At 39.0% G+C, this 9,989-nt stretch carries 6 protein-coding genes; 3 read left to right on the top strand and 3 right to left on the bottom strand.

The genetic code is table 11. From position 1 onward, the window contains the following. Nucleotides 1–178: 178 nt before the first annotated feature. Together AFK68_RS24360 and AFK68_RS24365 are read right to left on the bottom strand one after the other, a co-directional pair. Nucleotides 179–1,420 carry a HetZ-related protein gene (locus tag AFK68_RS24360; protein WP_094675803.1) on the bottom strand — a complete coding sequence of 414 codons (1,242 nt, stop codon included), beginning with the start codon at nucleotides 1,418–1,420 and terminating at the stop codon, nucleotides 179–181. 576 nt (nucleotides 1,421–1,996) lie between these two features. Further along, nucleotides 1,997–2,653 carry an L-threonylcarbamoyladenylate synthase gene (locus AFK68_RS24365; protein WP_094675805.1) on the bottom strand — a complete coding sequence of 219 codons (657 nt, stop codon included), beginning with the start codon at nucleotides 2,651–2,653 and terminating at the stop codon, nucleotides 1,997–1,999. A gap of 617 nt (nucleotides 2,654–3,270) precedes the next feature. Between AFK68_RS24365 and larC the strand changes: the two genes are divergently transcribed. Continuing rightward, the gene (larC, locus tag AFK68_RS24370; protein WP_094675807.1) at nucleotides 3,271–4,623 is read left to right on the top strand and encodes a nickel pincer cofactor biosynthesis protein LarC; all 1,353 of its coding nucleotides are present in this window, start codon (nucleotides 3,271–3,273) and stop codon (nucleotides 4,621–4,623) included. Between the two features lie 278 nt (nucleotides 4,624–4,901). On the opposite strand, the gene AFK68_RS24375 is transcribed toward larC, so the two are convergent. Then, nucleotides 4,902–7,490 (bottom strand): AAA family ATPase, encoded by a 2,589-nt coding sequence (locus tag AFK68_RS24375; RefSeq protein WP_094675809.1) that lies wholly within the window; start codon nucleotides 7,488–7,490, stop codon nucleotides 4,902–4,904. A gap of 201 nt (nucleotides 7,491–7,691) precedes the next feature. On the opposite strand from AFK68_RS24375, the gene bioD reads away from it, so the two are divergent. After that, the gene (bioD, locus tag AFK68_RS24380) at nucleotides 7,692–8,375 is read left to right on the top strand and encodes a dethiobiotin synthase (protein ID WP_094675811.1); all 684 of its coding nucleotides are present in this window, start codon (nucleotides 7,692–7,694) and stop codon (nucleotides 8,373–8,375) included. A 194-nt stretch (nucleotides 8,376–8,569) separates the two neighbouring features. After that, nucleotides 8,570–9,787: a M20 family metallopeptidase gene (locus AFK68_RS24385; RefSeq protein ID WP_094675813.1), complete on the top strand. Its 1,218-nt coding sequence runs from the start codon at nucleotides 8,570–8,572 to the stop codon at nucleotides 9,785–9,787. Nucleotides 9,788–9,989 lie beyond the last annotated feature (202 nt).

Genomic DNA, 9,989 nt, shown 5'->3' on the forward strand with positions numbered 1-9,989 from the left:
ATTAAATATATTGATAATTATTGTAGCAATTTATTTGTATTTTAAATCACAAAAAAATTATAAATGGACTAAATGTAAATAGGGTGGGCATTGCCCACCCTAGAAAGAAGTAGGATGACCCATATAGCAAACTTTCATTGGATAAGTAAAAATAATTTGTTTCATTTTTAATACCATACTAACTTTGGTCATTATTGCGAAAGACCCAAGCCATATCCAATAATTTTGCCCAACGTTTCTGTAACTGTTTAGGAGTACATTTGATTGCAGCAGCGATCGCTTTTTCATCCTCACCACCTCGCTTAAGTTGTAGAATTTGTTGTTGCTCAGGAGAAAGTGTGACTAAGAAAGCTTCCCATTGCTCAGAAGTCATACCTAATTTTTGGTCAATGTCAGCACCTAACCATTGATGTACTAACTTCCAATTTTGAGAACGAGCAAACTTTTCTACATGATACTTAAAACGCTGCTGTAAATAATCCCGTTGGCGAGCAGTTAAACCCAACTTCTTATCAATATCAGATGCTTGATAATCTTGTAGTTTTAACCGTAGATAATCAATACATTGGTCTTGACCAGCCGCTTCCAAGTAGGCCATTAACTCAGCAATTACGCGATCGCGCAATACAGCTTCAGCAGGGTCAACAGCCTCAGAAACCATTTGCTCTCGAACTTGTTGTACAGCAGAAGAGCGACTAAAAGCTTCTGCATCTTCACCTTTAGGAGACTCAACCGCCATTTCAATATCAATAGCAGTTTCAGGAGGTTGACCTTTAGCAAAACCCTGAGCGCGTAGGACAATTAACCGTTGACGGTTTCGACCGGGCAAACCAATTTGACGTTTAGCATACTGTTCGGTGAATGCCATATATTCTGCCAATTCCAACTTCATTTTAGGAGTATAGTCTTGTTCCAAACCATGTTCCCGGCGGAAAGCTCGCAGACACTCAATATAAAACCCTTGCATAAAATCCTCGATTAAGTTACAGCGACCTTGGAAATTTAATTGAGTTCCAAAAGAAGCAATATGACGATAAACCATAGAAGCTAGGAGAGAGTGTAATTCTACCCGACCTTGCTTAGAACCAAGTTTGTAGTATTGCAAGCACTTTTGCCAGCGATGACGTGCCAAACTTAGTTGCCAAGAACGAACTTCACCAGAATTTTGAATCCGATTACTTTTTAAGCAAATCCTTTCTACTTCTTTAGCTATACGCAGAGCTACAGTTTGAGCTTTTGCAGGCTTAGTTTTTGCACCATCTTGCAATTCTTTTAAAACCACAGCAGCTAAAGTTTCAGTACCCATTCCTATTACAGTATTTTCTGTAGTTTGATTTTCAACTTGGCTATTATTAACTTCTGGAGCGGTAGTAGAGTTGTCAGTTGGGGAGTTGGGGGAGCAAGCAGTCTTAACAGTCATTTTATTTTACCTCTGGATAATGCACGCTAGGCGTAGGAAAGAAAAATGTAGAGTATTTCGTGTTGGTTGAAATCTTTGTGATTTGTTCCTTCCCTCTACACTTATAACTATAGGAAAGTTGCCTAGACTAATAGCAAAGGAGAGTTACACTTTTCTAGTGTGGTTTTCTTAGATTCTTGAAATTAGTATCAAAGATATTTTCCCGATTCATACTAAAAACGCCCGAAAGCTTAATATAGATTGAAAATTAAGACTTTCCTCAGAAAGCCATCTCAGGAACGAGGAACTGTGACAACCATTAAATTGACAGTGCCACCTGTGTGTCTGTTACACAGGTGGCACATTAAAATTCAAAATTCAAAATTCAAAAGTAACCTCAAACTGAGTTTTTCCTACCATCTCTCCACACTCCCGTACGGACGCCCTTATGCAACGTCCCTACCCCCACTCCCCTACTCCCCTACTCTCAATCTATAATTTTAAATAGCTCCCTTCAGGGGTTCTATAAGGAGAGGTAATTATTAATTATTAATTATTAATTATTAATTGTTGAATCCCTACTCCCTCTTTGCTGTATTAACCAATCAGAGCTGTTACAGTTTCAACCCCAAGACCTTCTCGAATCAGATTGGGTTCTTGGCCAGTTAAGTCAAGGATAGTGGATACCTGATACCCAGGGTCAGAACCATCATCGACAATGATATCTACTAGATTTTCTAGACAATCAAACAATTCTGCTTTACCAGTAACTGCTTCTATCTTTATCGGGGCCATTCCTTCAGCATCACTGGTAATATGAGCCGATGTGGAAATAATGGGATTGCCCAAAGCCTCTAACAAGGCCAAGCATACTTGATTGTTTGGAACCCGAATACCTGTTGTTTTACGTTTTGGACTCATCACCAGTCGTGGGACTAACTTTGTGGTAGGTAGCACAAATGTGTAAGGGCCAGGAATTAAACGTTTGATAATCCGGTAGCCTGAGTCACTTACAATAGCGTAACTTGCAATGTTAGAGAGGGAGGAACAAAGGAATGTCAAGGGCTTATCATTAGATAGTTGTTTAATTTGCCTAACCCGCTGCACAGCAGATTTAACATTGAGGTCACAACCTATTGCGTAAACAGTATCCGTTGGATAAAGCATCACTGCCCCATCTTTAAGAGCTTTAATAATCTGTTCTACACGTCTTTGTTGGGGGGTATCAGGATGAAGTTCGTAAAAAATTGCCATATTTGTATTTTAGATTTTAGATAAAATGTCAAACTATTGGTTTATCAAAGAATAAGCAGAAGTTTGCTCATATATTCCGCCATAATCATATAATTGTTGCTAAATTTTGGGCGTTGCTGAATAAAAGTATGATTTTACAGGAGTGGTAGGGGCGAATGGCCATCTGCTAACGCAAAGCTCCGCTTTATATGTCGCGCAGCGTTAACGGAGTTGTGCGATAGCAAAACGCCCCTACAGGACTCAGGAGTTAGAAAGGAGCTTTTTCCACGCTAGTTAGACGAGAAATAGGTCTGATTTACCGTTATAAATTTAGGAATTTCATACTCTGTTTCAGCAATGCCAATTTTGAATTGACCCCTTTTGAAAATTCTGTAGGGATTTTGAAAGTAAAGGGTTTGGAGACCAAACCCCTACAGTTTTTTTTACAAAGTCTTGGTAAGGATGAATTGGTCTTCAAAGAGAATTAGAAAAAATTTTAGGATGGTGAGGTAAACTTTAATACTAATTTCTATTCCCAATAGGAAAACCTCAGTTAGAGATTATTTTTGACTTTTCTACGGGCGAATGGCCATTCGCCCCTACTGACTTTTGACTTGCGCGTAGCGCTTCCCTAGTTTATGAACAAAATAGCTTACCTTGAATGTCCCACTGGTATTGCAGGCGATATGTGTCTGGGTGCTTTAGTCCATGTTGGTGTTCCTCTAGACTATCTAATCGAAAAACTAAATCTTTTGGGTATTTCCCAGGAATATCAGTTAAGTACAGAAAAAGTGCATCGTAATGGTATAGTAGCGACGAAATTTCATGTCAAGCTAACTCATGCAAATCCTGAAGATGGGGAACCCGTAACTTTTGATCACCATCATCACGATGCAGAGAATAATCCTAGTAAACAAAAACACCATCATGCTCACAACCGCCATTTGCCAGAAATAGAAGCATTAATCAAAAAAGCTGGATTGCCCCAACGTGCTGAAGCTTGGAGTTTGGCAGTGTTTCAGAAGTTGGCACAAGCAGAAGGTGCTGTACATGGTGTTGCTCCAGAGCAAGTACATTTTCACGAAGTTGGGGCAACTGATGCCATTATTGATATTGTGGGGACTTGTTTAGGATTAGATTGGTTGAATATTGACAAATTGTATTGCTCGCCTTTGCCTACTGGTGGGGGTACTGTGAGGACTGCTCATGGTCTATTACCTGTACCTGTACCAGCAGTGCTAAAACTTTGGGAGTTGCATAATGTTCCGATTTATGGTAACGGGATTGAAAAAGAATTGTGTACTCCTACAGGTAGTGCCATCGCTTGTACTATTGCTAGTGGTTTTTGTCCGCCACCTCAAATGTCTTTGCAATGTGTTGGTTTGGGGGCGGGTTCCCAGAATTTAGCTATCCCTAATATTCTGCGTTTGTGGATCGGAGAAGGGAAAGTTGAGACTCAACATTCTCAAGTTAAAAAGTCTGATGTTGTAGGGACGTTGCATGCAACGTCCCTACATTCGCATCTAGAAACTGTCTCAGTGTTAGAAACTCAAATAGATGATTGTTCTCCTCAAGCGATCGCCTATACTTTTGATGCTCTATTTGCTGCGGGTGCATTGGATGTGTTTACTCAACCTGTAACGATGAAAAAATCTCGCCAGGGAATTTTACTAACTGTTATTTGTACACCAGAAAAGTTATCTGCTTGTCAAGAAGTAATATTTCGGGAGACTACGACTTTGGGTATTCGTCAGTCTATTCAACAACGAGCTATTTTGGAGCGAGAAATTCATCAGGTGGAAACAGAGTATGGAGCAGTGAGGTTAAAGGTGGCAAAAATGGGGGATAAAATTGTTAATGTGCAACCTGAATATGAAGATTGTGCTACATTAGCTAGACAGCAAAATCTGCCTTTTATGGAAGTGCAGAAAATGGTATTGCAAAGTTGGTATAGGAATACGCGCGAGACAAAAGTCAACAATAATCTATGACTGAGTTTGATAATTTAGAAATGTCCTAACTTCAAAATTCAGTATTTTAGAATAATCCTTCAAACTCAAATTATGGACGTCAACTTATAAAATTAAAAGTAGTATAAAAATTTGTAGTTCGCTAAGTATTTTTATATAGTATATAAATTATCTTCATTGACCTTTCTCAGGTGATTCGCGTAATTAGGAGCATTCCGTAGGAAATCACCCGTACAGGATAAATGGGAAATTTAGAGCTGCTAGGAGGAAGAATTATCCCTTGATTTTTCTGCCAATAGTCAACCCATCAAGAATTTGTTCTGCGCTCCATAACCCAGAATCGCGATCTCATAAACTTTAATCCTATCTAGCAATGTTGGTGTTTGTTTTAATACTACTTCAATTAATCTCTCCATCTCCTCAAAATTATTGCCCAGATAAGCTGCCTCAGCCGCCGACTCATGCAAAGCTAGACTAAGATTGTATGAGTTAACCCAACTATCTGGAGGTAACAGGTTTAACCCCACCGTTAAATACTCGAAAGATGCAGCATAAGCATTCGCTACCTTAGCTTTTCGTCCCGCTATCAGGTTCAACTGAGCTAGTTCATTTTGCTGCTCTTGTTCATCTATTAGCTCCACCCCTATATTTAATTGGTTGACAATCTCAAAAATTCGCTCCTCTCGTTCTGTTTTTGAGATGTTTTGCAACAACAATTGACCAATCTGCAAGTGCGTTATCTGCTTTTTGTCTTCCGGAATTAAAGAATAAGCTGCTTGCTGAACCCTGTCGTGCAGAAACTTGTAAGTTGCTGTCTGGTAACTGCCATCAGCCATTGGAGTTATTTGTTCGATATACAATTTATACACTTGAGTTTGAGGCAAAATCAATCCTTCCTGTAAAGCTTTCCACAAAGGAGGTGCCGTATCTGCTAGTGATTGTTCCGAAACTATCGCCAGAGTAGTTAAATCAAATTGGTTGCCAATACAAGCTGCCAATTTCAAAACCTCTTGGGTCTCCACTGATAGTTTCTGCAACTGTAATGCCATGAACTCTACTACATCATCTGTCAACGCTAACTGTTGCACTGCTCCGAGATCGCATTGCCAGTAACCTACTTCTGGCTGGAAGTTAATCCAACCATCCTCGTGCAGAGCTTTGAGAAACTGGGTGGTAAAGAAGGGATTACCTTGGGTTTTTTGATACACTAACTCTGTTAGGGGTTGAGCTAGCTCCTGACTACAACTCAAAGTATCTGCTATTAACTGATTCAGTGTTATTTGAGCTAAAGGTTCCAGGGTAATTGTATTGACTACCGCTCCTGCTTTCTGAATCTGTTCGAGGGTCAGCATTAACGGATGTGCTGGAAACACTTCATTGTCTCTATATGCTCCCAGAATTAGTAAGTATTCACAACCAGTTTCACTCATCAATAATTGTAGCAAGTTCAAGGAAGCTGAATCTGCCCATTGCAAGTCATCTAGAAATACCACCAAGGGATGTTCTTTTGTGGTGAACACTTGAATAAATTTGGGAAATAGTAAGTTGAAGCGATTTTGGGCTGCACTTCCAGATAGTTCAGAAACTGGTGGTTGTGATCCAATAATTTGCTCTAGTTCCGGTATCACTTCCACAATTACTTGACCGTTTTCACCGACTGCTTCTAGAATTTGGGTTCGCCATGTTGCTAGTTGGAGATCGCTTTCACTCAGTAATTGTGCCATCAAGTCACGAAATGCTTGCACAAAGGCGGACAGGGGAATGTTACGATTAAATTGGTCAAATTTACCTTTGATGAAATATCCTTGCTGACGGGTAATTGGCTTGTGGACTTCATTGACTACCGCCGTTTTCCCTATTCCGGAAAATCCTGCTACTAGCATCATTTCCGATGTGCCCTTGGTGATGCGTTCAAAAGCTGCTAGCAAGGTGGCAATTTCTGATTCTCGTCCATATAGTTTTTCCGGGATGAGGAAGCGATCGCTCACATCTTTCTGAGCAATTTCAAAATCTATAATTTTGCCAGTTTTTTTGAGTTGCTCTAAACAATTCTCTAAGTCATATTTCAATCCCAAAGCACTCTGATATCTGTCTTCGGCGTTTTTTGCTATCAACTTCATCACAATATCTGAAATTACTTTTGGAATTTCTCTCCTGTTCTCTGTTGTCCTAACCCTTGTCGATAATGACATAGGCATTTGAGCAATATGACAATGGACCAATTCCATGGGATCGTCAGATGTAAATGGTAATTCTCCTGTTAATAATTCATAAAATGTCACACCGAGAGAATAAAAATCGCTGCGGTAGTCTATCCCTCGGTTCATCCTGCCTGTTTGTTCGGGGGAAATATAAGCGAGGGTTCCTTCTAAAATATTAGGACTTTTAATTTCTTGGGTTTCTTTAGGCAACAGAGAGGCAATACTAAAATCGATCAGTTTAACTTGTTTAGTTTGGGGATGAATCAGGAGATTTGCGGGTTTGATGTCTTTGTGAATTACACGGCTTTGGTGTAATTCACGGAGAATGTTGCTTAATTGAATAGCAATCTCCAAAAATTCGACAATTGAGAGGATCGTGGTTTTAAGATATTCTTGTAAAGAAATTTCCCCGTTATCTTCCATCACTAAAATATAACCATTACCATAAGATTCTAATGATAAAGGACGAATAATACCGGAAATATTGAGATTTTTGCTAATGTTATATTGGTTGCGAAATTGCAGTAATTCGTTAAAGCTGGGATATTCAGATGTCAGCATTTTCATAACTACTGCAAGTGATTCTTGCTCTCGGATAGCTCGATATACTCTAGTTCTGGAGTCTACATACACTTGAGAGCTAATTTTATATCCGGGGATTACAGGAGGAGAGCTTGGAGTGGTCATTGATAGTTACCTCAGAGTAGAAGTTTATTTTCACCTGAAACAATAGTAGAGCAAAACTTTTGGGTTCATAAATCAGCAACGAGAAAATTAGAACTAAAATTAGGAGTAAAGCTGCTGAAACTCTTTACAAAAAAATAGTAAGTGCCTTAAGATGCAGTATTACAATCAAATAATCATAAATAAAACTCTAGGATAGACATCTTGAAAGAACTCTTAATTACGGCAACTGATACTGACGCGGGCAAAACAATATTAACGATTGCTCTTGCTTCCTACTGGCAAACTTACTACAAAGACATTAAATTAGGTTTATTTAAACCTATTCAAACTGGCATTGGCGATCGCGAACTCTACACTAAACTATTTTCCCTTGACCAATCCCTTGACAAAATCAATCCTTTATGGTACAAAACACCCGTTGCTCCTCCGGTAGCTTCAGAACGGGAAGGTCGTCTGGTAGAATTAGATCGGGTTTGGTCAACCTTTACAACCTTGCGACAACAAAAAGATTTTGTATTAATCGAAGGTTTAGGAGGACTGGGTTCCCCTGTAACTCATGAACTCACAGTAGCAGATATAGCTAGGGATTGGCATTTACCTACAGTTTTGGTTGTACCAGTAAAATTAGGCGCCATCGCTCAAACTGTAGCAAATGTGGCGCTAGCTCGTCAAATGAAGGTTAATCTTTTAGGAATTATTCTAAACTGTGTGAAACCTTGCTCGGAACAAGAAATTGCTGACTGGACTCCAGTTGACTTGATTGAATCGTTAACTCAAGTACAAGTTTGTGGAATTATACCACATTTAGCAGATATTACTGACTTGGGTAAATTAGCCAAAGTAGCTTCTAACTTAGATTTAGAAAAATTTCTGCCCTTCTCTTAAGTAGGGGAGTGAGGGAGCGGAGGAGTGGGGGAGAAGTAAAAACATAAATAATTAACACACTACTGGCTAATAATTATTAAAAACGTTATTTAGCTCATGTTAATTACTTGGTAATTGAAGTATCACCTAAGTGTAGTATTACTTTTGGTGATTTTTATCAGAAGTCAAAAGTTCAATTCTTAATGATTAAAAATATGGTTTCAACTATTCCCAGCTCAAATTCTGTGATCGAATCTCAACTACGCCCAGATATTAGAAAACTACAACCTTTATTAGTTGAGTGGCGACGATATCTGCATCAGAGACCAGAATTAGGTTTCAAAGAACACCTGACAGGAAAGTTGGTCTCCGAGAAATTGCAAGAGTGGGGTATCGAACATCAAACAGGAATTGCGAAGACAGGTATAGTCGCAACTATTAACAGCGGTAAACCCGGTCCTGTACTTGCTATTAGAGCAGATCTAGATGCACTACCAGTGCAAGAATTAAACGACGTGCCATATAGATCCATACATGATGGTATTATGCACGCCTGTGGCCATGATGGACATACAGCGATCGCTCTTGGTACTGCCAACTATCTCGCTACTCATCGTCAAGATTTTAGTGGTATAGTCAAAATCATCTTCCAACCTGCCGAAGAAGGGCCTGGAGGCGCTCAACCAATGATTGAAGCAGGAGTTCTGAAAAATCCTGATGTAGATACTATCATTGGTTTGCACTTGTGGAATAATCTCCCGGTTGGCACATTGGGAGTCCGTAGTGGTGCTTTAATGGCAGCTACCGAAAGATTTCATTGCACAATTTTAGGCAAAGGTGGGCATGGAGGAATGCCACATCAAACTGTAGATTCTATTGTAGTTGCAGCACAAATTGTTAATGCTTTACAAACAATAGTATCTCGGAATATTAATCCTATAGATTCAGCAGTTGTAACTGTGGGGCAGTTGAGTGCAGGTAGAGCATTTAATGTTATTGCCGATACTGCTAGAATGAGTGGTACAGTGCGCTATTTTAGTTTGGATTATGAAAATTATTTTAGTAAACGAATTGAGGAAATAATTGCTGGAATTTGCGCAAGTTATGGAGCAAGTTATGAGTTTAATTATAATCCTCTTTATCCTCCATTAATTAATGATTCAAAGGTTGCAGATTTAGTTAAAAGTGTTGCTGAATCAATAGTAGAAACTCCTGCTGGTGTTGTACCAGAATGTCAAACTATGGGAGGTGAAGATATGTCATTTTTTCTACGAGAAGTACCTGGTTGTTATTTCTTTTTAGGTTCAGCAAATTCTGAAAAAGGTTTAGCTTATCCTCATCATCATCCCCGATTTGATTTTGATGAAACAGCTTTGGGAATGGGAGTAGAAATGTTTGTCCGTTGTGTAGAGAAGTTTTGTAGTCAGGGATAATTTTTTTGCTTTTTTTGGAAAGCAAGTTTATATTTTAAACTGGGTTTTTTTAGTAAAAATCCAGTTTATATCAAATCCTGTTAAACAGCTATAGATTGGTTAAGTCTTCATTAATGGATAATGGATAATTGATAATTGATAATTACCTCTCCCTTTTAGGGAGAGGATTGACCAATAAGGAAAAGATTTATTTTTTTCCCCT

Source organism: Hydrocoleum sp. CS-953 (assembly GCF_002260545.1).
Classification (GTDB): Bacteria; Cyanobacteriota; Cyanobacteriia; order Cyanobacteriales; family Microcoleaceae; genus Trichodesmium.